The 23738-nt window shown below is 45.5% G+C and carries 19 protein-coding genes and 1 tRNA gene; 10 read left to right on the plus strand and 10 right to left on the minus strand.

Annotated elements, in window-relative coordinates:
• Positions 1–11: 11 nt before the first annotated feature.
• Positions 12–84, minus strand: a tRNA-Lys gene (locus C943_RS20795).
• A 74-nt stretch (positions 85–158) separates the two neighbouring features.
• On the opposite strand from C943_RS20795, the gene C943_RS20800 reads away from it, so the two are divergent.
• Complete coding sequence (locus C943_RS20800; RefSeq protein ID WP_040481714.1) at positions 159–887, plus strand: tetratricopeptide repeat protein; 729 nt, start codon at positions 159–161, stop codon at positions 885–887.
• Here the strand turns inward: C943_RS20800 and C943_RS20805 are convergent, their stop codons facing one another.
• The 5 genes from C943_RS20805 to C943_RS20825 all read right to left on the minus strand — a co-directional run bounded on the left by C943_RS20805 (position 888) and on the right by C943_RS20825 (position 8381).
• A complete protein-coding gene (locus tag C943_RS20805) occupies positions 888–1514 on the minus strand; it encodes an LON peptidase substrate-binding domain-containing protein (RefSeq protein ID WP_040481721.1) in 627 nt (208 codons plus the stop codon).
• Between the two features lie 99 nt (positions 1515–1613).
• Entirely contained in the window at positions 1614–2621 is a 1008-nt protein-coding gene (gap, locus tag C943_RS20810) for a type I glyceraldehyde-3-phosphate dehydrogenase (RefSeq protein ID WP_008631968.1), read from the minus strand.
• Positions 2622–3009: 388 nt separating this feature from the next.
• Complete coding sequence (locus C943_RS20815) at positions 3010–3888, minus strand: YicC/YloC family endoribonuclease (RefSeq protein ID WP_008631969.1); 879 nt, start codon at positions 3886–3888, stop codon at positions 3010–3012.
• 15 nt (positions 3889–3903) lie between these two features.
• Positions 3904–7284, minus strand: a complete 3381-nt coding sequence (locus C943_RS20820; RefSeq protein ID WP_008631970.1) for a hypothetical protein — start codon at positions 7282–7284, stop codon at positions 3904–3906.
• Positions 7285–7328: 44 nt separating this feature from the next.
• The gene (locus C943_RS20825; protein WP_008631973.1) at positions 7329–8381 is read right to left on the minus strand and encodes an NAD(P)/FAD-dependent oxidoreductase; all 1053 of its coding nucleotides are present in this window, start codon (positions 8379–8381) and stop codon (positions 7329–7331) included.
• A 55-nt stretch (positions 8382–8436) separates the two neighbouring features.
• On the opposite strand from C943_RS20825, the gene C943_RS20830 reads away from it, so the two are divergent.
• The 5 genes from C943_RS20830 to C943_RS20850 all read left to right on the plus strand — a co-directional run bounded on the left by C943_RS20830 (position 8437) and on the right by C943_RS20850 (position 15517).
• Positions 8437–9093, plus strand: a complete 657-nt coding sequence (locus C943_RS20830) for an MBL fold metallo-hydrolase (protein WP_040481717.1) — start codon at positions 8437–8439, stop codon at positions 9091–9093.
• Positions 9090–9788 carry a CDP-diacylglycerol--serine O-phosphatidyltransferase gene (gene pssA, locus C943_RS20835; protein ID WP_008631980.1) on the plus strand — a complete coding sequence of 233 codons (699 nt, stop codon included), beginning with the start codon at positions 9090–9092 and terminating at the stop codon, positions 9786–9788. Before C943_RS20830 ends, pssA begins: the two co-directional genes overlap by 4 nt.
• A 76-nt stretch (positions 9789–9864) precedes the next feature.
• Positions 9865–13038, plus strand: a complete 3174-nt coding sequence (porU, locus tag C943_RS20840) for a type IX secretion system sortase PorU (protein ID WP_008631981.1) — start codon at positions 9865–9867, stop codon at positions 13036–13038.
• Complete coding sequence (gene porV / locus C943_RS20845; RefSeq protein ID WP_008631983.1) at positions 13035–14249, plus strand: type IX secretion system outer membrane channel protein PorV; 1215 nt, start codon at positions 13035–13037, stop codon at positions 14247–14249. Before porU ends, porV begins: the two co-directional genes overlap by 4 nt.
• Positions 14249–15517, plus strand: coding sequence for a M16 family metallopeptidase (locus tag C943_RS20850; protein ID WP_040481719.1), 1269 nt, complete (start codon positions 14249–14251; stop codon positions 15515–15517). Before porV ends, C943_RS20850 begins: the two co-directional genes overlap by 1 nt.
• A 1-nt stretch (position 15518) precedes the next feature.
• Here C943_RS20850 and C943_RS20855 read toward each other — a convergent pair whose 3' ends face one another.
• The gene (locus tag C943_RS20855; protein ID WP_157198633.1) at positions 15519–16475 is read right to left on the minus strand and encodes a glycosyltransferase family 2 protein; all 957 of its coding nucleotides are present in this window, start codon (positions 16473–16475) and stop codon (positions 15519–15521) included.
• Between the two features lie 260 nt (positions 16476–16735).
• Here C943_RS20855 and C943_RS20860 point away from each other — a divergent pair, with 260 nt between their 5' ends.
• Positions 16736–17326 carry a YigZ family protein gene (locus tag C943_RS20860; protein ID WP_008631986.1) on the plus strand — a complete coding sequence of 197 codons (591 nt, stop codon included), beginning with the start codon at positions 16736–16738 and terminating at the stop codon, positions 17324–17326.
• Here C943_RS20860 and C943_RS20865 read toward each other — a convergent pair.
• From C943_RS20865 to C943_RS20875, 3 genes are read right to left on the minus strand one after another with little or no spacing between them, the layout of a single operon-like run.
• The gene (locus tag C943_RS20865; RefSeq protein WP_008631987.1) at positions 17319–17918 is read right to left on the minus strand and encodes a 3'-5' exonuclease; all 600 of its coding nucleotides are present in this window, start codon (positions 17916–17918) and stop codon (positions 17319–17321) included. The genes C943_RS20860 and C943_RS20865 overlap by 8 nt on opposite strands.
• Positions 17915–19402 carry a Na+/H+ antiporter NhaC gene (nhaC, locus tag C943_RS20870; RefSeq protein WP_008631988.1) on the minus strand — a complete coding sequence of 496 codons (1488 nt, stop codon included), beginning with the start codon at positions 19400–19402 and terminating at the stop codon, positions 17915–17917. The genes C943_RS20865 and nhaC overlap by 4 nt, the downstream gene beginning before the upstream one ends.
• Positions 19403–19451: 49 nt before the next feature.
• Complete coding sequence (locus C943_RS20875; RefSeq protein ID WP_008631990.1) at positions 19452–20579, minus strand: NAD(P)/FAD-dependent oxidoreductase; 1128 nt, start codon at positions 20577–20579, stop codon at positions 19452–19454.
• Between the two features lie 86 nt (positions 20580–20665).
• On the opposite strand from C943_RS20875, the gene C943_RS20880 reads away from it, so the two are divergent.
• From C943_RS20880 to C943_RS20890, 3 genes are all read left to right on the plus strand, one after another.
• On the plus strand, positions 20666–21145 hold the full coding sequence (locus C943_RS20880) for an Mpo1 family 2-hydroxy fatty acid dioxygenase (protein ID WP_008631992.1): 480 nt from the start codon (positions 20666–20668) through the stop codon (positions 21143–21145).
• 65 nt (positions 21146–21210) lie between these two features.
• Positions 21211–21570 carry a cupin domain-containing protein gene (locus C943_RS20885; RefSeq protein ID WP_008631994.1) on the plus strand — a complete coding sequence of 120 codons (360 nt, stop codon included), beginning with the start codon at positions 21211–21213 and terminating at the stop codon, positions 21568–21570.
• Between the two features lie 108 nt (positions 21571–21678).
• A complete protein-coding gene (locus tag C943_RS20890; protein ID WP_008631996.1) occupies positions 21679–23703 on the plus strand; it encodes a monovalent cation:proton antiporter family protein in 2025 nt (674 codons plus the stop codon).
• Positions 23704–23738 lie beyond the last annotated feature (35 nt).

Genomic DNA, 23738 nt, shown 5'->3' on the forward strand with positions numbered 1-23738 from the left:
AATCTATTTTGTGATCCCGCTGGGATTCGAACCCAGGACCCATACATTAAAAGTGTATTGCTCTACCAGCTGAGCTACGGAATCGAAAACGGTTTTGATTTGGATATTTTTAAATCATTCCCGTAATTGGACTGCAAATTTAGCCCTCTGGATTTAAAATGCCAAACCCTAATCGATTCTTTCTTGCAAAATTTATCATATTTTTAATCCCCTTTTTGCAAAGCTTTAATTGTCAAGCCGATATAATCAAGCTGCAGAAAGCAGATTCTTTGTTTGCCTCCAAAAATTACCAGGAGGCCATGAAAATGTACGAGAACTTGCTGCTTGAGGAAGAGGTTTTTTCACCCGCCATGTTGCTCAAAATGGCATTTGTGTCGGAAGGAAAAGGCGATTATTCCTCCGCCAGTTTTTACCTGGCAAAATATTATGACCAAAATCCCAACCCCCGCGTCATCACTAAAATCAAATCCCTGACGGAGCAGGTTGACCTAGAGGGATACCAAATGGATGACAGCGACCGGCTTTTCAGGTTTCTGACAGACCTCCAAAACGAGATCTCTGCCACACTCGCTTTCCTGCTGGTCATTTCGCTGATTCTATTGATCATATTCCGAAAGAAAGCAGACCAACCGATCCATTTCCTACCGAGCGTGTTTTTGATCATTGCCCTATTCGTAAGCAACAATTTCCTCTCTGAACCCAAGACCGGCATAGTCACGGGCAGCCCGACATTGATCATGGACAGCCCGACGGCAGCAGGGAAACTACTTTATACCGTCGAACCCGGACACCGTGTCATCATCAAATCCAGCAAGGATATCTGGTATGAGGTGATTTGGAAGGATAAAAAATCGTACGTCAAGAAAGACAACGTCACGAGGCTTTGATCAAAAATCCAAGGGATCGAGGTTTTTGAAATGCCCGTTCATCTGGATCTTTTTTTTCGCAGCCTCCATTTCACGCATGACAGGAATCACCTTCATAAGGTGCCTGAGAAGATACGCAATCCTATCGGATTCCTTTTCCATGGTCAAAAGCTCATATTCCTCGGCCAACGTCAGGCCGATCTTGTGTGCAAAAGAAAATGAATTGACCGCAAAAGGGACCAAGTCGACAGGATGGTTCAGTAGCCGCAGCAATTCCTTGAGGTAAAACAAAAACTCCCTATAGATTAACTCTGGCACTTTCAGGTCATTCTCCTTGAAACTCACCTTCCCTCCTGCATAAAGCTTCCCGGGCATGGGATTATCAAACGACAATATCTCAAACACGCCCAAAGCCTTCGTCTTGATATCCATGCGGCCATCCTCATACAACTTGCTGACATCCAGCAACTGAACCTCGGTCCCGAAAGGCATCAAGGAATCAATGTACACCGCAATCCCAAAGGGATCCCCTGTCTCCAGGATATCATTGATCAATTGTTTGTAGCGGGGCTCGAAAATATGAAGGTTGATGGGCTCATCGGGAAAAGCGACCAACTTCAAGGGAAACAAGGGAAGGTATCCGTCCATATTGTACAAACAACGAATTTTGGGCTTGGTTTTTTAGCGAAATCAAAAAAGGCTGCCTTTTTTGTGGAAAGCAGCCTTTTCTCGGTTTATAGATTTGAATTAAGATTTTGAAGCGATGTATGTCAACAGATCGACAACCTTGTTGGAATAACCCCATTCGTTGTCGTACCAAGAAACTACTTTCACGAAAGTGTCGCTCAACTGAATGCCCGCATCGGCATCGAAGATCGAAGTGCGTGGATCACCATTGAAATCAGTAGACACCACCGCATCCTCAGTATAGCCCATAATCCCTTTCAAGTGGGTTTCTGATGCTTCTTTCATTTTTGCACAGATCTCCTTGTAGGTAGCAGGCTTTTTCAACCGCACGGTAAGGTCAACCACAGATACGTTTGGTGTAGGAACCCGAAATGCCATCCCTGTCAATTTACCATTCAATTCAGGGATCACTTTTCCAACCGCTTTGGCAGCTCCAGTGGATGACGGGATGATGTTTTGGTTGGCACCTCTACCGCCTCTCCAATCCTTTGCAGATGGTCCGTCCACGGTTTTCTGTGTAGCAGTCACCGCGTGAACAGTCGTCATCAATCCTTCCTCGATGCCCCAGTTGTCGTTCAAAACCTTCGCCAAAGGCGCAAGGCAGTTGGTGGTACAAGAAGCATTGGAAACGATGTTGAGGTCAGAAGTATACTTATCGTGGTTTACACCCATTACAAACATTGGCGTGTCGTCTTTGGATGGTGCGGATAGTACAACCTTTTTCGCGCCAGCATCCAAGTGCCCCTGTGCTGTTTCTTTGGTCAAAAAGATCCCGGTAGATTCGACGACATAGTCGGCACCGACCTCTCCCCACTTGAGACTTGCAGGGCTTTTTTCGGCTGTTACGCGGATAGCGTTGCCATTGACGATCAGCTTGCCATCCTTCACTTCTACCGTACCGTCAAAAATGCCATGGGTGGAATCATACTTCAACATGTAAGCGATATAATCCACGTCGATAAGGTCATTGATCGCGACTACCTGTACATCGCTGCGGGACTGTGCCGCCCTGAATACCAATCTTCCGATCCTTCCAAATCCGTTAATTCCAATTTTGATTTTGCTCATAGTTATTGTTTTTATTGTTGTATTGGTTCAAAAATCAAGGTCGAAAATGTCCGAATTTTTACTCGGCGATTATTCTTTGATGCATTAAAATTACCAAATAAATCCCGGCAACCAAAATATTCAAGGATTTGAAAATGAAGCAATTAAACTGGATAAACGGGCTCAATCGATTGCGAAATAGCGAATAAAAATCAACCTATTGATAATCAGTCAAATACTTTTTTCATTGTTATCAGGGAAAATTCGGGATTCTGACTCATAAATCCTTTGCATCTAAAAGTGATCCGCAAATCCGCGCCAAAACTCAGCTAAGCTATCAGAATCAATCCAGTTTCGGAAAGCGTTTTCCCTTTACAATGCACACTCAACCGTCCGATCAAAACAAGCCCTAGAGGATATTCAGGCTTTGTTCCTTGACCTTCTCAAGTTCGTCTTTCATGATGACCACGCAGCGTTGAACCTGGGCATCGTTGGCCTTAGATCCAATAGTATTGATTTCCCTTCCTATCTCCTGACTGATGAATCCAAGCTTCTTGCCTTGGTTTTCTCCTTCCGAAAGATTCTGCACAAAATAATCCAAATGGGTTTCCAACCGGACAATTTCCTCGGTGATATCAATCTTCTCAAAATAGTATATCAATTCCTGCTCCAGCCTGTTAGGGTCGAAGCTATTGTCTTCCATCCATTCGCGAAAGCTACCTTTGATCCGATTTCTGATTTTCTCCTTTCTCTCTGGATCTAGGATTTTCACTTTCTCAAGCTCATTCCTTATCACCTGCACGTTTTCTAGGAACTTCTGCTCCAGCACCTTACCCTCGTCGTTTCGGAATCCATCACAGTTCCTCAGGGCCTTTTCAATCACCTTCTTGGCCATTTCCCATTCAATCGGATCTGAATTTTTGTCAATGTTTCCCGAAACTACATTGGGGGACTGCATCGCAATCTTGAACAACTCAGCAGTGTCGGCCTGTGCATCCTTTGCAAGCTTCAAATACCGTTGATAATATCCGTGAAAAAGCTCCTCATTGATCAAAACGGGAAGCTCGACTTGGGTCTTGTTGGTGAATTCGAGCGTCAAATTTACCTTACCACGCTCCAAAACCGCACTAACCAAATTCCTGATTTCGTGCTCTTTCTCTGAAAATTGCCTTGGCGAACGGATCGAAAGGTCTAGAAACTTCGAGTTCAAGGTTTTGACTTCTGCGCTGATGACATAATTATCATCTTCTAGGCTAGCCAAACCATAGCCCGTCATGGATTTTATCATAATGTGTTTTGGAGTTTAGAAGTTATAACCCAAAGTGACGTAAAACTTCAGATCGTCCTGTTGGTAATTCCTAATCGGTCTCGCCACATCAAACTTGAAGTAGTAGTTGAGCAAAACGGTCCTCAATCCCGCTCCGTAACTTTGGAGCCAAGGGTTGTTGAAGTTGTTGATCGTAATCACAAATGGAGAACCGGGGGTTGCGATGACCTCGGTGTTTTGGTCGTTGATACGCTGCCAAGGAGCAGATTCGTTCCAAGCGGAACCTATATCATAGAACGCCACCATCTGGAAATTCTTCACAAAATTGGATGTAATATTTCCTCGTGACAGGTAAGAAAACAGCGGAATCCTCAATTCGGTGGAGAAGGTAACGACGTTTCTTCCCCTGATTTCATCAAATAAATAGCCCCGCAGGTCCACGAACTCAGCAAACAATATGTTTGAATTTTCCACCCAATTTGGATTTCTTACAGGTGATTCGGAAGGCCTGTTGGAAGGTGGCTGGAAAAACTCGTTGAAAAGCCAGTTATTCATTCCACCCACCATGTAAGTCTGTGGATTTTGGCCGAAGAATGATCCTGCATAAAGGCGGGATGCCCAAATCAAATTTTTGTGAATGCTTTGGTATTTTCTGAAATCCAAATAGAAATTGGTGAACGACCGATCTGAATGGTTCATCCCCTGGTAATGGATTACGCCTGCTTTTCCTTTAATACCCTTCTGGGTGTACAAACCAAGTTGCTGGGTTTTGTCCACAACAAACTCAAACCTTCCGCCCAGATAACTGACGTCAAAATTGTTCTGCTCAGGAAGCTGCCCTCTAATGAGAGAATCCGGGTCGAGGTTAAAATACTGGGTTTTGGCAATTATTGGGGACAAGGATACCCGTGAATGCACATTAAATGGATATGAAAAACCAAGCTCCACCTGATTCAGCACGTATTTCTGTTTGGGAACGGAGCCGTCATCAAATTGAAATGACCTACGGTCATATCTGACCTTTAGGTCTATACGCTGCTTGAGATACTCATACTGGAAATAAATGTCAGAACCGGATCTGAAATTCAATGCAAAACTGAGCCCACCCCTAAAGTTGTGGTTGTCTAGGATGTCGGACATTACACCAGAAAGTCCTAGGCTGAATCCCCTGAGCGGATCTACAAGCCAATCCGTACTGAGATTTTGCGTAAAGAACTGCGGCTGCATCGGGTTCGGTCCGGTTATCCGCTTTTGAAGGCTCTGCCTACGGAAATTCTCAAGAATATTGCTTCTAGTCCCAGTAGACGTCTGTGCTAGTCTAGACTGCGGAGTCTCCAATTTTGGAATCGTGTCGAAGGTATAGTTATCCGTATCGATGCCGCCTTTTTTCTCAAATCTCAAACGATCGGTATTGATGGCCCCGGTCAGACTTTTTGGTGCGGGTAAACTATCAACTGCGGCTGGCTTCGTTTCTGTCTGGGTTGGTACCTTTCCGAGCATCAAATCCTCCAATCTTACATTCAACGAGCTGTCTCTTTTGACTACGGGTTGTGCAGCCCTTCGCTGAAACTCCTGTTGTTGTGTGCGCTGTTCTTCCGCAGCGGCTTCCGCCCGCCTAGACGATATCCGCTCAGAAAGTACTTTTGCCTGCGATATCTGAATTCTGGGCGTGCTTGGTGTAAACTGATCAATATTGGAGTAGGTTTCGATCACCAGCCTGCTTTGGTTACCATCTCGGTAAGAATAGGCGATCTTGTTGATCTTGGAAGAGTAGTCAAAGGCCTCCAAGCTTTTGTTGAAAGCTGTCATTTGGCTGGTGATGCCGTTTGCGACAGATAAGCGCATCAGGTTCATGATACCACTTTGGTCACTCAGATAAAGCACATTGGCGCCATTAAGTACCCTTGGGCGAATGTTCCGGTTGTTGACGTTTGTGAGTTTTTGGATCGTGACTGTATCGGTCACAGTGGCCATGAACAGGTTGAAATAATCCGGCAACACTTTGACATCAGGCGTTTTTGTCAACACCGAATCGGGTAACTCCGTGAAATTCGAAGCGAAAATTACTGTGGAATCATTCAGGAAAACCGGGTTGATGTTGTCAAAGGAATCATTGGTAATCCGCTTCCCCACTCCCCTGACATTAAGCGAATACACGTCTGTCTTCCCGTTGGAGATCGCTGACAGCACCATGTTCTTTCCCGATGAGTTAAAATCCAAGCTCAGGATTTGGGTAATGTTGCGAAGGAAAATCCTGTCCTGCCCGGACCCGTCTATTGCTCGAGATCGAAGTGCTGTAGTTCCTCGCCTAAAAGTCGCAATTGCCAGATTCAATGTATCCCGCCATGCAATCACGGGCGCCGTGAGGTTTATTGGTTGATCAGGGGAAGAAGCGCCCCCCGAGAAAATCGTGCGTTCGCGCCCATCGGCCAAGTCCCGCACCTGTACCCGATACTTCCCACCATTATTGATGACATAGGCGAGGTGCTTGCCGTCCGGGCTGAACTTGATGTCATTGATGATCCCAAGTTCTGAATCGGAAGTCTCCCTGATCTCACTTGCAGGGTTGATTGACTTGAAGCTTGTGAGCACCTGTTGGTTTGTATTGAGGTAAAATGTCTTCCATTGGTCTTGAAAGGCCTTATAATTGAGGCCAATCGTATTGGCGATGCTATTTTCCTCATTTCTGTTGATCCTACTCAAATTGAGAATGCTGGAAATGTATCGCCTTCCATATTTCTCCACGATAAAATTCCAAATAGACTGCCCCAACAATCCCGCTTCACGGCTTTTAAGCTTGTGCAGTTTGGTGGATCTGTTTTCATTGAAAAAATGACGGACAAAATCATCCATTTCCATACTCCATCCGTGGGCCAGATACATCGCCGCTCCCTCTATGTACCATTCCGGGAAACTGTTGATCAAGTTGGACTGGAAAGCATCGGCTATCGTCGAACCATATAGCATTTCCTCAATGATCACCTTTGATACTGTATAGACAAGTTCACGCTTGAACTGCTCCCAAGTACCCGGAAACGCCACTTCACCGATCATCCTACTAAAAAACGACTGCCCATCAATTGTGAACATGTCCACGTTGAGGTTGACGTTGCTGTGGAGGATTTCCTCGGGTGAATTATAGATGAAAATCTTTGGCTTGGTATACGCTACATACCCGATGAGTTGGGTGAGGCGCTCAAATTCGCTTTCCAAATATTGGATTGCCATGCGGGCATTGTTGCCACCCCCCTCGTAGTAGTAGACCTCAAAATTGTTTGAACTATAGTGATACCACTCGATATTCTTATGCTGGATCCGATTTTTCCCAAATCTTTTATTGTTGAATTGGGCGAAAGAATCGGTCGGAAGCTGAAAAATAAACAGGGCGAGCAGTAAATACAGGTACCTTGATTTCATGCAATCTTTCTCACTTGGGTTTTAAATATACTCAAAAAAATGAATTATGTTTTAGACCAACGCAATAGGTTCACCTCTTTTTCGGGCTCGACCCCGGCTAGCATCCAGGCACACATCACTTTGCTGAAATAAGGAATCAACGAAACACCCTTGGCTCCAAAACCATTGAACATATAAACGCCTTCGATATCAGGATGTTTCCCCAAAATCGGTTTTCGGTCCTTGGTAGCCGGCCTAATTCCAAAACGGTGGTGAACAATTTTATCCACGGTTTCGGGAACTAGCTTTTCAAGCTTTTCCATGATTTCATTTTTCGCCCGGTCAGTTGGGCCTTCGTCCAAATCATGCCAGGAATAAGTCGAACCGACCCTTTGCTTCCCTTTTGCCAATGTGATGCGGAACACTCCCCTGTTAATGATTTCTTCGGGGGAAAATGATTGTGTAAGGTCAATAATCTCCCCCTTCACCGGCGCAAATGGATAGGCATCGAACAATTTACTTCCCATCGCCCCCAAGCCGTTACAAAGAACAATTGCCTTTGCCTTTATGTCCCGGTATTTCACGGAATATTCATTACCAAACTCCAATTCCTCTTCCACCAGCTTCTCCAAACGCATCGAGCCCCGTTGCAACAGATATTCCTGATAACCATCCAATAATGTGGGAATATCCAGGTACCCTGAGTTGCTAAGCATAATTCCCCCAAATGGATTGTTCACTTCTGCATACACCGGCTGTTGAAACACCTGTTCAAAATATCCTTGGAATTCGGGCTCGGCACTTTTCCCCATCCATTCATTTTGCTCTTCGATCGAAAGAAAGGGGCGGTAGATTTTTTTCTCTACCAAAAAAAGCTTTCCAAGCAATTGCTCAAGCTGTCGATAGGTGGGTACAATTTCCGGGAAAAGGCGATCCGCATTCCAAGTTTTCACCATTTGATTGCCTGTGATCGGATTATACAGACCTGCTGCTACCCTACTGCTTTTGTTCTGATCCGGCGTATCGAACACCACCACCCTTTGCCCCAATTGCATGAGTCGAAAGGACAACACCGTGCCTGCCAATCCTTGACCTACGATCAAAAAATCAGTCTCCATGTCCAAAAATAGCTTCTTTATTCGTTATTTAGAGTCCAACAATTCTTTTTCAAACATGCTCCAGATTAAAGTCTTCACTTTCAATCCCTTTTACGAAAATACCTATATCCTTTATGACGAGACAAACAAGGCGGTCATTGTCGATCCGGGATGCTATGAAAGGGAAGAACGAGAGGAGCTGATGGATTTCATCAGGAAAGAGCACCTTCAGGTCACCGAATTGGTAAATACACATTGCCATATCGACCATGTATTGGGAAATGAGTTTGTGAAAACGACCTTCAAAGTTCCGCTTTCGATCCACCAAAAAGAAGTAGCGGTTTTAAAGTCGGTCCAAGCATACGCGCCGAGTTATGGATTTGCCGGGTATCAGGCATCCGAACCCGATCAATTTCTTGACCCGGGAAAAGTTCTACAAGTAGGAAATGAGCAGTTGAAAATCCTTTATGTGCCGGGACACTCTCCCGGACATGTCGTTTTTTATCATGCGGAAAGCAAAACCTGCATCGCGGGTGATACGCTTTTCCAAGGGAGTATCGGAAGAACTGACCTTCCCGGCGGCGACCATGGCACTTTGCTGAATGCAATCAAAAGCGTCCTGTTCACATTGCCGGAGGACACGATCGTTTTTCCGGGCCACGGCCCCGAAACGAGCATCGGAGCAGAAAAAGAATACAACCCCTTTGTGGGCAAACGTGCGGGCTTAAGATGATGCGACAAAACATACCCAATTTTATCACCAGTATGAACCTCGCTTTGGGCATGGTGGGGATTTACTTGGTTTTGGAAGGGAATATCAATGCGGGCGCCTATTGTATTTTTCTCGCAGCTGCCTTTGATTTTCTGGATGGCTTAGTGGCAAGGCTACTGAGGGTTCAGGGAGAAATGGGCAAACAACTTGATTCCCTTGCTGATATGGTCACGTTTGGGGTTTTGCCAGCAATGATCATGTTTAGGATGATTGCGTCGGGTTCGGATTCAGAGTATCTACCCTATGTGGCATTTTTGATCGGGATTTTCTCCGCTTGGAGATTGGCCAAATTCAATATCGACGAAAGACAATCGGACAGGTTTATCGGTGTGCCGACTCCGGCAAATGCGCTGCTGATCAGTACGCTTCCGTTTTTGGCAGAAAGGTCGGCTGCCGCCCAAAACCTACTATCCAATTCAATTGCCTTGGTAAGCATCACGGTCCTGATGTCCTACCTACTCGTGGCTGAGATTCCTCTGATTGCTTTGAAATTTAAGGATTACTCCTTCCAGAAAAACGTTTTCAGGTATCTGGTAATTATTGTTTCACTTATATTCCTCATAATCTTAGGGATAGCGGGCATTCCCTTCGCGATAATTTTCTATATTGCGGCCTCAATCATAGAGGCATTAGTCGCCCGCAATGCATCACAGTAATACCATAAGAATCAAAGGACTAGTAGGGTTGGTATTTTTTTGGATAATAATCCTAAACACCCACGGTCAACAATTCTTGAAATTTCCCATTACCCAATCCGGAGTTTACAAACTGGACTTGGTACAGGTGCGCGTTTTCGGATATGAAAATCTGGATCAAATCAGCGTCTTTGGTAACCCAGGCATGCTTCCCCAAAAATTGGACAGCATCGATCTGACTCTACGGGAAGTTCCTGCAAAAAGAATCGGCGAGTCCTTGTACTTTTTCCTCGAAGGTCCCAATGTTGTCAGTCACCAAAACGGCAAACTGAACTACGTCCACCACCATTACACCGACACCTTATATTATATGGTCGGACCAAAAGTCAGGGAAAATACGATTGCAACGGAAAATGTAACAGTAGAGAATCCTGCCTCAGACTTTTTCCTGCAGATCGCACAAGCCCAAAAATGGGAAGAAACCAACCTTATCAACTCCGGACGAAGCTGGTACTCCAAACCGATTTTCAGCGGGCAAACATTCACGTTTGGCTTCGATTTGCAAAAAGGCGCCGAAGGACCTTACGATGTTCGGTTCAACCTGGTATCCCAAGCCCTCGCGGAAGGCAGGTTTAGAATCAACGCAAGCGGACAGACCATTGGGGAACCAGCCATTGCGGCCATCCCGAATACCACTTATGGCATCAAGGGCCGAGAGGCGGAGATTACGTTAAGTTTCACCTCCACCAACCCGACTAGGATCAATTTCAACCTACTTTTTCAAACTTCTGATCCAAACGGTACGGGCTACATCGATTTTGCCTTGCTCTCATCCAGAATTTCGAGCGCTAAGTTGTCTAATGGAATTTATTTCCACCTGGCTGAAAGAAAATCCGTGGCTTGGCCAGATCGATTTATGGCCTGGGAGGTATCGGATTTATACCGGGTTACAGATATTTCCGGCCAGACCAATTTGATCAAAGGCAACAAGATTGCGGTTTTTGACCCGCTACAAACGCCGAACATTCAGAATCTCCAAAGCGTCAATCTCTCGCTGAGGACCATCAACGGAAGCCCGGAGCTTCTAATTTTGACCCACAGAAGTCTGGTATCACAAGCCCAACGCCTCGCCGCCCATAAGATCGCAAGGGGACTGGAAACGGAAGTGTACATACTGGAGGATATTTTCGATGCTTTTGGTTATGGAAACAGGGATATTTCAGCCATTCGGAATTTCATCGCCGCTCATTATCACAAACATGGAAAACTGAAAAATGTCCTGGTTTTCGGAAAAGGTTCTTATGATTACAAGGGGAAAATCGGAGGACGCCCCAACCTATTCCCCATTTACACTTCACGCAACAGTCTCAATCCCCTGACCACTTACAGTTCGGATGACTTCTTCGGATTTTTGGAGTGGGGCCAAGGAAACTGGACAGAAGACCAAGCGGGCGACGAGCTTCTCCAAATCGGCGTCGGACGATTGCCTGCACTCAATCTTAGAGAGGCTACAGAACTGGTCGACAAAATAATTTCCTACGAGACCGCCCTTGCCAATCCGGGCCCATGGAAGCGGAATTTGGCTTTCCTCACGGATGATGGGGACAACAACATCCACTTGCGTGACGCCGAATTGCATGCGAATTATCTTTCGGAAAACCATCCTGAATTTGAAATCAAAAAACTCTACCTGGATCGCTTCGAGCAGATTCAGAACGGCAATGCCCAAACCTCTCCCGAAGCGCGGAAAGCGCTGAACGATGCCATCAAAGAAGGCGTGCTCCTGCTGAATTACATCGGCCATGGCAATGAAACAACCCTTACTGCCGAACGCATCTTTTCTACTTTGGACCTCATCGATTGGCCAACCAATCCCCTATTGCCCTTGTTTGTGACTGCCACCTGCGAGTTTGGCAGGCATGACAGTCCCCTGTCACGGTCCGGGGCAGAGGAGTTGTTGATAGCGGAGAAAAAAGGTGCAATTGCGCTTTTGACCACAGGTAGGCCTGTTTTTAGCAGTGTCAATTTTGCCCTGAACAAAGCCTTTATCGAAACTGCTTTTGAAAAGGAGAACTTCACCTATAAAGACTTGGGAGCAATATTCCAGATTACGAAAAACAACAGCCTAAACGGAACCTTGAATAGAAATTTCTCCCTCTTGGGAGATCCATCCTTGAAATTGGCCTTACCCGAGCTCGAGGCAAAAGCAGATGGTTTGATCGAGGTGGAGATCGCCGTTGAGGCTGATACTTTAAAGCCACTTCGGGAGTTCAAGTTGAACGGGTCCGTGATTGACCCTCTGACAGGCGCTACGATGATCCAAGCCAATGGGGAGTATTCTATCAAAATCATGGATCAGCCGAAAACCTTCACCACCAAAGGTGACGAGAGTAATCCTGTCGATTTTGCGGAAGAAACCACGTTCCTGTTTCAGGGAAAAGGCGAAGTCAAGGATGGCCGTTTCGAATCTTCATTTTTGCTTCCGGTAAATGGCAATCTCGGAGAAGGTTTGGCAAGTATTCGGCTTTTTGCGACCATTCCCAGCCTCGAAACAGAAGCGATGGGGATCAAGAAAATCCCCTTCAGCAACCGTCAGACAACCATTGATACAGACAAGCAAGGCCCCGAAATCAAAATTCTCTACGGCCCCGATCTTCAACCTGCCCCAGCCGAATTTGCATTTGCATCGGTCCCCATCCAAATCGAGCTGAAAGACCCAAGCGGCATCAATGCCTCTTCAATTGATCCTGAAAAAGGTATTTTCCTGCGGATCAACGGCCGCGAACCCATTCCCTTGAATCACCTTTATTTTGCAAATAGCAGTTCCTTCCAAAATGGGACCATTTCAAGCATCCTTGATCAGTTGGTCGAGGGCAACAACGAAATCGCCGTGGTGGCATGGGACAATGCTGGCAACCGTAATGAACTCAGGGAAACCATCGAAATCAAAGGGGCGAACAATATCAAAATGTTAGATGTTGTCAGCTACCCCAACCCAGCGAGTGAATTCAGCAAATTCAAGATTTCCCACAATAGACCGGGCGAAAATGTGCGGGTTGAATTGGAAATTTATTCTATATTAGGCAGTAAAATATATGTAGACGGTAAGCGTTATATCAACGCTGATTTTGAACTCGATGCGCCTGAGTGGAATTTTTTCCATTCGTCAACCAAATATCCCGTAAAAGGCATTTATATTTACAGGCTATTGCTCATTTCAGAAAAAGACGGTACCACAGATTCTAAGAGCGGAAAAATTACCATCAAATGAAACTAGACAAACATCTTATCACCCCCTTTGCCATTTTTTCATGGATTACCCTGATGTCATTCCAAACGCTTGCCCAAAATGCTCCTATCGTTTCGGGACAGGATCCCAATCGTAGGGTCATCATTACGGCGGTACCTTTCCTTAACTTTGCACCTGACAGCAGGCACTCGGCCATGGGAGACGTCGGCGTGGCAACCAGCCCTGATAACGCGTCGGCACATTGGAATGCAGGAAAGCTGGCATTTATCGAAGACAAAATGGGTTTCCAGTTGTCCTACTCACCGTGGCTAGGCCGATTGGTTAACGATATGTCATTGAGCTATTTGACCTTTTTCCACAAAATCGACGAAGTGTCTGCATTTGGTGTGGATCTTAGGTACTTCAACATGGGTGACATCCAACTCACTGACGGTCGCGGCAACGAGTTGGGAGAGTTTACGCCAAGGGACATCGCCATTGGGGGAACGTATTCCAGAAAACTTTCGGACAAATTTGGATTAGGTATCTCAGCGAGATTCATCCACTCCAACCTTTCGGGCAACATTTCTTCTGTTTCAGGCCAAGAAAGCCGCCCAGGGATATCAGTCGGTACGGACGTGGGTCTGTACTATGCAACTGAAGTTCTTTCCGGAAACAAAACTGGTGTTTGGTCTTGGGGTGTAACCATCACCAATATTGGTCCGAAAATCACGTACAACAGCGCTGATGACTTGGACTTTATACCGACCAATTTCAGATTGGGAACAGCCTACAAGATCAACCTCAACGAGATGAATTCCCTGACATTTGCCCTGGATTTGAACAAGTTGATGGTTCCATCTCCACCTGTTTTGGAAAGGGATGAAAACGGTAACCTAGTTACCGACGAAAACGGGGACTTTATCATTCAGGCCGGAAGAGACCCTAATAGGCCGCTTATTAACGCGATGTTTACCTCTTTTGCCGATGCACCGGATGGCTTCAGCGAGGAACTCCAGGAAGTCATGATTTCATTTGGTGCAGAGTACATTTACAATGACATCTTCAAATTGAGAACGGGTTATTTTTACGAAAATCCCAACAAAGGTGGCAGAAGGTATTTCACAATGGGTTTTGGTATCAAGTACCAGAAGCTTGTATTCGACTTCTCCTACTTGGTGCCACAAGTGCAAAACCACCCCTTGGCCGAGACGCTTAGACTCTCCCTGGCCTACAACATTTCTACCAAATAATGTTGGACAGAAGCCAGGCGCCTGCATTTCAAATTCCAGACTCGATACAGTTGCTTCATCCCGAGGTCAGGCTTCTGCCAAATGGGATTCCCGTACATTTTATACCCACGCCCGAGATTCAGATTATTCGAATGGAAATCTGTGTCTCCGCGTCTTTGGACAACCTTTTGGTTGAAAAAAGATTCATCCCATTTTTTACCTTGGAAATGCTTGTCGAGGGCACCAAAACTAAAAGTTCGGAGGAAATTGCCGATTTCTTCGATACCTATGCGGCGGAAGTAGATACCTCAATAGGATTTGAATTCCTCCAAATCAACCTGACAAGTACCAAAAAACACTTTCTGAAAGTACTCCCTGTGTTCCGTGAACTGCTAACTGATGCGGTTTTCCCAGAACAGGAATTGGCAAAGAAAAAACGGCAAAAATCCCTACAGCTTTCCGTCAATCGCGGCAAAACAAGCTATTGGGCCTCACAATTGTTCAAGAGGGAAATGTTTGGTGCCGACCATCCCTTCGGCCAAATATCGGTTGCTGAGGATGTCGATTCGGTACAACGGGAGGACTTGATCCGGTATTACGAAAACCACCTCTGGAACAAACCTCAGATTTTCCTTACCGGAAATGTGGGAAATGAAGAAATAGAGGCAATTGGCGAACTTTTGGGGGATCTCACGGTGAGGTCTATTTCCCCTGTCGAATCCAAGTTTGTCAACAAGCCCAACCATCGCGTTTACGAGGAAAAAAAGGACTCTGTACAATCCACCATTCGAATCGGATGTCATGTGGTCCCGAATTCCCATCCTGACCATTTGCCCTTTTGGGTAATGAATACCTTGCTGGGAGGGTATTTCGGCAGTCGGCTTTCCAAAAACATCCGTGAGGACAAAGGGCATACCTATGGCATCTACAGCGCAGTAGGCAGCTTGAGTAGTTCAGATTATTGGATGGTGGCGGCAGACGTCATAAAGGCGCACAGTGAGGAGGTATTCATTGAAATATATCGCGAAGTCGAGCGTATTAAGCACGAGCCAATCCCCACCGATGAGCTTGAAACCCTGAGGAACTACATGGCAGGAAAACTTCTGTCACAATTCAATTCCAGTTTCGAAATGATAAGCAGGTTCAAATCTGTACACTTGTCTGGGTTGGATTTCGGCTACTATCAGCGTCAACTTGAGTACATCCTGAGTTTTAAGGAAAACGATATCCGCAACGTGGCTAAAAAGTATCTCGATCCAAGCAAGTTTGTGGAGATTTTAGTTGGCTAGGCTATTTGAGCAAAGAATAAATCGGACTGATATTGACCTTAGCTGCCGACCAGGTCTGAAGCAAACGGAATTTGAGCCCATTACCTCCAACCTGTCTTGCCAATTCCAAAAAACCGCCCGCGACTTCAAAATTGCCGGATAAAAGCGCATGTTTGGTTTCGTAATAAATTCGCTTCAGTAATGCCTCGTTTTCCCGCGGGCGGCGGTTCATTTCCTTGATCTTCCAGCAAACCTTGAGCGTAGATGGAAGCATTTTTGATTGTTTAGGCGCATATTGGGCGGCGGAAAAAGATCCGGCATGAATATTCTTTATTACGCCGATATGGTTGGAAAAGACAAAGGAATAATTCCTCGCGAGCCGCACGATAATATCAAAATCTTCATAGCTGAGGCTTTCATCATACCCCCCCTGCTTTCTCAATATCTCCGTATCAAAAACCAAGGATACCGACGGAACGCAGTAGCGCTCTACGACCTGCCGATAGACGTCTCCAATCTTAACTTTTTGAGCTAAATGGCCGTCACGGTCACGTTTGAAAAAAGTCCTTTTCCTTCCTTTTTCGTCCCGCAACCATACATCGGAAAAGCAACAAGCCGCTCCTATCCCTTCCTTCAATTTGGCGACAGAGCGCGAAACATGCTCTGGCATCAGCTCATCGTCCCCTGACAAATCGATCAAATATCGCCCCTTGGCTAATGAAAATGCCTCATTAAATGATTTACAGTAGGGCATGGGCTCTTTTCTGAGGATAAGTTTCGAATCCAAGCCATCCGCATTTTGGTTGGACCATTTCTCGATTTGATCGGCAGACTGATCCCTACTTCCATTGTCTACGATGATCAATTCCAGGTTTGGATATTCTTGCTTTTTTACACTCTCAAGTGCACGCAAAACAAAATCGCTCTGATTGAAAGAAGTCAGAATAACCGTGACCAAGGGTTTGCTTGAAGATTCCATCGCCATTGAATGTCTCAAATATCCAATCCAGTCTTGAATCAAATTATACTCCGCAAAAAAACTCCAAACATGATTCAGAAAACAATATTAAATCTAGCCAATTCAACTTGAAACATAAGGTTTTTAGGGATTTTTTAAATTATTGGGCGTGTTATGAGATTGTTAAACCTCCCGCTTCCAAATCCATGATATGCAAATCTTGAAGCGATTTGAATATTTTACAGTAATTTCACCTTTGTTTCACACCTCAAATCCTCTTTTTGTTGAAATACAAAACAATCGGAACCCTATCGGAAGGAAACTACAAGGAAAAGGGCAGTAGATTTCTTTCGTATGCATTCCCCGTGAAATCTGAGGAGGAAATCCAGCAGCAATTGACCGTGCTTCGGAAAAAATACCACGACGCACGCCATCATTGCTACGCATACGTGTTGGGAAAGGAAGGAAATATCCATCGGGCAAATGACGATGGCGAACCAAACCATTCCGCGGGAGACCCGATCTTGGGTCAGATCAAGTCACATGGATTGACCAACGTGTTGATTGTGGTGGTCCGGTATTTTGGAGGAATCAAATTGGGCGTCGGAGGACTGATTCAAGCTTACCGCGAGGCTGCGGCAGATGCATTGGCCAACAACGAGATTCTGGAAACGGAGGATTTTCAATTCATGAAAATTAAGTTCGGCTATTTGTCGATGAACGAAGTGATGAAAATCGTCAAAGACTACCAACTCGGTATACTAGAACAACACTTCGACAATTCCTGCGAGATGGAATTGAATGTGGCTGACAGCGTAATGGAACAAGTGAGGAACAAGCTTTCAGAAATCGAGGGGCTTCGGATTACTTGATCAGCGACTCGAGGTAACCTTGATACTCAAGTTTTTTGAAGACCTGCAGACAAGCCCAAGCATCAGTCGCTGCATAGACCATCTGCTTCTCCGTCAACGTAGATGCCTCCCAATTGGAAACCTGTTCAGATTTTGAAATTCGCATATTGAGAACCATCGCTGCGAGATTCCGAACGCCAACGTTTTGGAATCCGACTTTTTTAAGTTCATCGTTCAAGTCAAAAAAATTGCCCGGCACAAAGCCCCGCTTGATTTTTTGCAAAGCCCGTAAATCGTCAAGGACGGCAGCACCGATTTTGGTGACGCTTCTCGATTGAAGCACCTCCAGCAATTCCTCAGGAACCCCGATTTGATTGATGCGGATCAAAAAAGCGATATCTTCCGTCGCCAGTTGCATCAAGGCTACTTTGTGTTGGGTTCCTTTGGTAAAAGATGGTTTGGTCTCCGTATCGAAACCCAAGTGCTTGTGCCGCTCAATTTCGTCGAGGACTTCCCGCACCTGTTCCATGCGGTCTACCAATACGATATCGCCCTCGAACTGCCCCATGGGGAGCTCATTGATTTCTGTTTTTGATATTTTCAACGGAATCATACTGCCAACTCCTTTTTCATTTCCAACATTTCCTCTTCCGTGTAATAATTGATTCCCAGCTTTAAGTACCCAAATAGAACGGTCATAAATGGGCTGATGATATTGAAGAAGCAATAGGGTGCAAAAGTCAAGGTCGCAACTCCCAAGACTGTCGCTTGGGTAGCGCCACATGTGTTCCAAGGCACCAATACAGATGTAACAGTCGCACTGTCCTCCAAAGTTCTACTTAGGTTTTCGGGTTTCAAACCTCTTTTCTTATATACGTTCGCATACATCCTTCCAGGCACAAGTATCGCCAAATATTGGTCGGAAGTCGTGACATTGAAGAACACACAGGTAGCGGCTGTAGATGCGATCAGTGAACCCACTGAGTGCACCTTTCTGATCACTGCTTCCGCCAAAACCCGCAACATGCCACTCTCTTCCATGATTCCCCCAAATGCCATTGCGCAAATAATCAGCCAAATTGTGTTCATCATACCAGCCATGCCCCGCGTAGTCAACAGTTCATTCACTACATCATTGGAGGTCACAATGCTGATTTCCCCATACATGGCCATCATGACGCCTTTGAAAGAAAGATAAGCGAACGAGAAACTTTCTCCCGGCACGGAAGCAATCATTTTCACCACTTCAGGTTGGAAAATGATGGCAAATACACCACCAAGCAGAGCCCCAATCAATAATGCCGGAACCGCTGCAACCTTCTTCAGGATCAATACCAAGACAACCAATGGCACAATGAATAGCCATCCTGTAATATTGAACTGTTCCAAAATCACCGCAGATATCTCCTTTACCTGATTGACCGAACCGTCTCCATCTGCATATATCCCCATCACCCCAAAGATGATCAACGTGATTGTCATGGATGGCACCGTGGTCTTTGCCATATGCCGGATGTGCGTGAAGAGATCCGTCCCGGCCATGGCTGGTGCCAAATTGGTAGTGTCGGAAAGTGGCGACATTTTATCACCAAAATAGGCTCCAGAAATGATTGCCCCCGCTATGACTCCTTCTCCGAAGCCCAATGCCTTTCCAATTCCTAACAAGGCCACCCCTACAGTCGCTACAGTCGTCCAGCTACTTCCGGTGGCGACTGACACAACCCCGCAAACAAAACAAGCCGCAAGTAGAAAGATACTGGGACTGAGTACCTGAAGCCCATAGTATATCATCGCAGGCACAATTCCACTCAACAACCAAGTTCCTGCCAAGGCCCCGATGAGCATCAGAATCAATATGCTTGACATGGCTGATGAGATGCTTTTCACCATCCCGTCCAAGAGGTGTTCCCACCGGATTTTAAGGCTGTAAACTGCAATAGCTGCCGCAAAAGCCGAAGATAAGACCAATACAAGCTGATTTGAACCCGAAAGGCCATCAGTACCAAAAATTTTGATGTTCATCGCTAGTAATCCAATCAAAAAAACAATGGGCAAAAGTGCCAAAATTACGGTAGGTTCTTTTCGAGTATGTTGCATCAGGAATCGTTGTGGATTTAAGGTTTTGAAATTAACACTTTTTCCGAATTTAACTGGGATCAAGCAATGCCACGAGCTCTCCTGCGGTGTGCCAGCCGATAGCGACACCCATTCCTCCAAGACGCACAGCTATTCCAATGTTAGGATCCAGAAGCTTGACAATTGGTTTTTTGTTTTCGCCAAAAGCCATCACTCCAGTCCATTCCATGTCGATTTCCCAGGATTTCCCAGGAAGAATCACCTTATTGACAAGATCAATCAGGTAGCTGCGAATCTTCGGATTGATATTGGATTCGGTGGTCTGCTCTCCACGAAAATCAAGGTTTCTCCCGCCTCCAATTAGAAGCCTGCCATCGACCTGCCGGAAATAGACGTAACCTTTGTCATAGTGAAAAGATCCTTTCCATGGCAATCCTCCGGTAATTGGCTTGGTGACCATCACCAATCCTCGCCCCGGTTGGATATCAAGTTCGGGTAAAAATTCCCTTGTAAATGCATTGGTGCAAAACGCTATCTGTCTCGCACGAAATGAAATCGGCAGATTGGAAGCGGCATCAAAAACCGAAATCATTCGTCGGTCAATATCGACTGAGGTCACTTTCGCGCCTGTCACAATCCTTATGCCCAAAGCTTGGCTTTTCTCCCAAAGCGCTGTGACGAATTTTCCGGTATCCAGCTCTCCCTCAAAGGAATTCCTAACGACTGCTTCAACTTTTTTTCCGAATTGAAACCCCTCAATTGAAAAAGTTTCTTCAAAAACTTCACTGCCAAACAAAGGGAGGAGGAGACTGTTTATTCTAGCCATTTGACCGATATGCGGCAGTTCATTCTTCGTAAAAAGCTCAAATCCACCCGTGGCTTCGTAGCCAAGTGCCATATCGCCAAATTCAGTGCGAATGGCATTGAGCCCTTGGAATCTTTTGGAAACAAGTTCCAAAACCTCCTTTTCGGACATGGTATTGAGGTCATCCAGAATTTCCGTCAAGCTTCCAAAACACGCGAACCCGGCATTCTTTGTACTGGCGCCGCTGGGAAAAATCCCCCTTTCCAGCACCAAAACGCTGCTTTCGGGTCGCTTTCGTTTGTATTGGATAGCCGTCGACAAACCAACGATTCCCGCTCCCACCACCACCAAATCGTAGTGTAGGAAATGTTTTCTCTCCCAAAAGCTTAGCATTATTTTGACAATTGCTGGATAATTTCCTAGGCTATTTATTAATTTACCTCCTACATTCCAAACAGGAACCAACCCAAATCAACCACATGAGAAAAATCGACGAGTTGCTGGAAGAATATGGCCTTAGCCACCAAAATGCCACCAATAAATTTATCCATTGGATATGTGTTCCCGCGATTTTCTTTAGCATCACAGGATTGGTCTACAGTATCCCAGCCCAATTATTAGCTACCTACCTGCCATTTTTGGGGAGTTTCGCCAACTGGGCCACTGTGGTGTTGATTGCGATTCTCATTTATTATGTAACGCTATCCCCTCCACTCGCCTTGGGAATGTTTTTGTTTTCGGCTGTTTGCCTTGCACTCGCCAATCTCCTGGACCTGTTGGCACCGGTACCGCTTTGGGCAATCAGCCTGATGGTTTTTGTGGTCGCTTGGATTTTTCAATTCTATGGACACAAAATCGAAGGAAAGAAACCGTCTTTCTTGAAAGATGTCCAGTTCCTCCTGATCGGCCCGGCCTGGCTGATGCATTTTATCTACAAAAAGCTGGGATTGGCTTATTGAAAAATTGGTCATGTTTGACCAGAAAACTCTCTTTACATGTCTGCCCAACCGCTACACAAAGGCCAATGAAAACCGTCAATATTGTCGAAAAACTTTCACTATTTTCCGAATATTGGTCTCCAAAGATCGTCGGTGAACTGAACGGACAGCAAGTCAAACTGGCAAAATTGAAAGGCGAGTTTGTCTGGCATAAGCATGACCATGAGGATGAATTGTTTTTTGTAATCAAGGGAAAGCTCCAAATGTTTTTCCGGGATAGGATCGAAATTATTGGGGAAAACGAATTTCTCATTGTGCCAAAAGGTGTAGAACACAAACCTGTCGCCGAAGAGGAGGTCCAAGTGATGCTTTTCGAACCCGCAACAACACTCAATACTGGAGATAAGCGCAACGACCTGACAAAGGAAATCCTGGATAAAATCTGATGTTTCAGGCCGAATCTTAGGTCTGATCGGTTTTTTCTTGCCCGATGTGGAAATCCTCACTTTGTCTTTTGCCTAAAGGCTGTATTTTAGGGAATCCATAATTTTCTGATGTCCACCAATTTCCTCTCGATTCTCGCCAATGTTGAAATTCCGATGCTCGCTGACATCGTGTGGATTTTTGGTTTGGCGACCGTGGTAATATTGCTTTTCATCAGGTTCAAAATACCCACCATTATCGGATTCTTGTTGACGGGTGCGCTTGCGGGTCCGTTTGGATTTTCGTTAGTAAATGCCTCCCAAACCGTAGAGGTCCTTTCAGAAATTGGCGTGATACTTTTGCTTTTCGTGATTGGATTGGAATTTTCATTGAAAAGTCTCTTATCAATCAAAAAGGCTGTATTTATAGGTGGCGCACTCCAAGTGATTCTGACAATTCTGGCAACCTATCTTTTTTCATCCTTTCTTGGATTTGAATGGAATGTAGCTGTATTCATTGGTTTCCTTTTCTCCCTGAGCTCTACTGCCATTGTATTAAAGATCTTGCAGGAGGAAGGCCAAGTCGGGTCAATCTCCGGGAGGATGACCCTTGCAATCCTGATTTTCCAGGACATTGCAATAGTTCCATTGATGTTGCTAACGCCAATGCTCGCCGGTGCCAACGACAATGTCGGTTGGTCGCTGCTGTGGCTAGGTCTCAAGGGTATCGGGGTCGTTATAGTCACCTTGATCAGCGCAAAATATCTGGTACCAAAACTTCTTTACCGCATTGCAGCGTCCAAGAACGAAGAGTTGTTTCTCTTAAGCATCATCGTCATTTGCTTTGCCGTGGCCTATTTGACGTCCTTGCTGGGCCTTTCACTTGGATTGGGAGCATTTTTGGCGGGATTGATCATCAGCGAATCAGAATACAGCCACCATGCGACCGGAAAGATCCTTCCATTCAGGGAAGTGTTCCTCAGTTTCTTTTTTGTATCGATAGGAATGTTGTTTGACGTGGGCTTCTTCATCCAGCACCTGCTACCCATATTTGGGCTGACCCTTGTTACTATTTTGATCAAATTCCTTACCGCAAGTATATCGGTCCGGTTAATCGGGCAAAGCATAAGGGAGTCGCTGATTGTAGGCCTATCTATCTTCCAACTCGGTGAATTTTCACTGCTATTGGCAAAGGAAGGTATGCGCCAAGAGCTCCTTGACCCTGTAAGTTATCAGTATTTTTTGTCCATCACTTTGCTAACCATGGCACTCACGCCTTTTGCAATGGGCAAGAGGGTATCGATCGCATCGAGGATCTGCAATCTTCCTATCCCTGGGACTGAAAAATATTCTTTCAACGCCAAATCCCGAACGGAGATCCCTGCCGTGCAAAGTGACCTGAAAGACCACTTGGTTATCATTGGGTTTGGGCTAAACGGGCATAACCTGGCCAAGGCTGCCAAGACATCAAAAATCCCATACGCAATCATAGAGTTGAATCCCGCGACGGTCAGAAGGGAACTCGCCAACGGGGAACCGATTACCTTCGGAGATGCTGCAAATGAGACCGTTCTGCAGCATGTTCAGATCAACAAAGCGAGGGTGGCCGTTATCGCAATTTCTAATGCCGATGCCACAAAACGGATAGTGTCGGCAATCAGGCATTTGACTGGAAACCCCTATATCATTGTGCGTACCCGATATGTGAATGAGATTGAAGAAAACCTAAAACTGGGTGCAGATGAGGTGATTCCCGAGGAATTTGAAACTTCGATTGAAATCTTCACAAGAGTCTTGGGCAAATACCTTATCCCCCGGCATCACGTAGAGGATTTTACCGAGGAAGTCCGCTCGCACAATTATGCCATGTTCCGCAAAGTTCCCGGCGCCTCGCCAAGTCGGATACGGGTGGATTTACCCGATATAAATCTGGTGGGGGTCTTGGTCGAGAAAGATACTGGAGATTATATAAACAGACCTATCAAGGAAACGCGAATCCGCCAAAAACTCGGCGTCAACATCGTCGCCATCAAGCGGGACGAGAAAACAATATACGAGATCACTGGTGATATAAAGCTGAAACTGGGGGATTTGGTATATGTGGTTGGAGGACAGGAGGCGATCGAAAAGTTCCAGACGGAAGTAGAAGTGAGTTGATAAAATAGGCAATGTACTGAAAAATAGTTGGTGAC

Origin of the sequence: Mariniradius saccharolyticus AK6 (assembly GCF_000330725.2) — a bacterium.
Classification (GTDB): Bacteria; Bacteroidota; Bacteroidia; order Cytophagales; family Cyclobacteriaceae; genus Mariniradius; species Mariniradius saccharolyticus.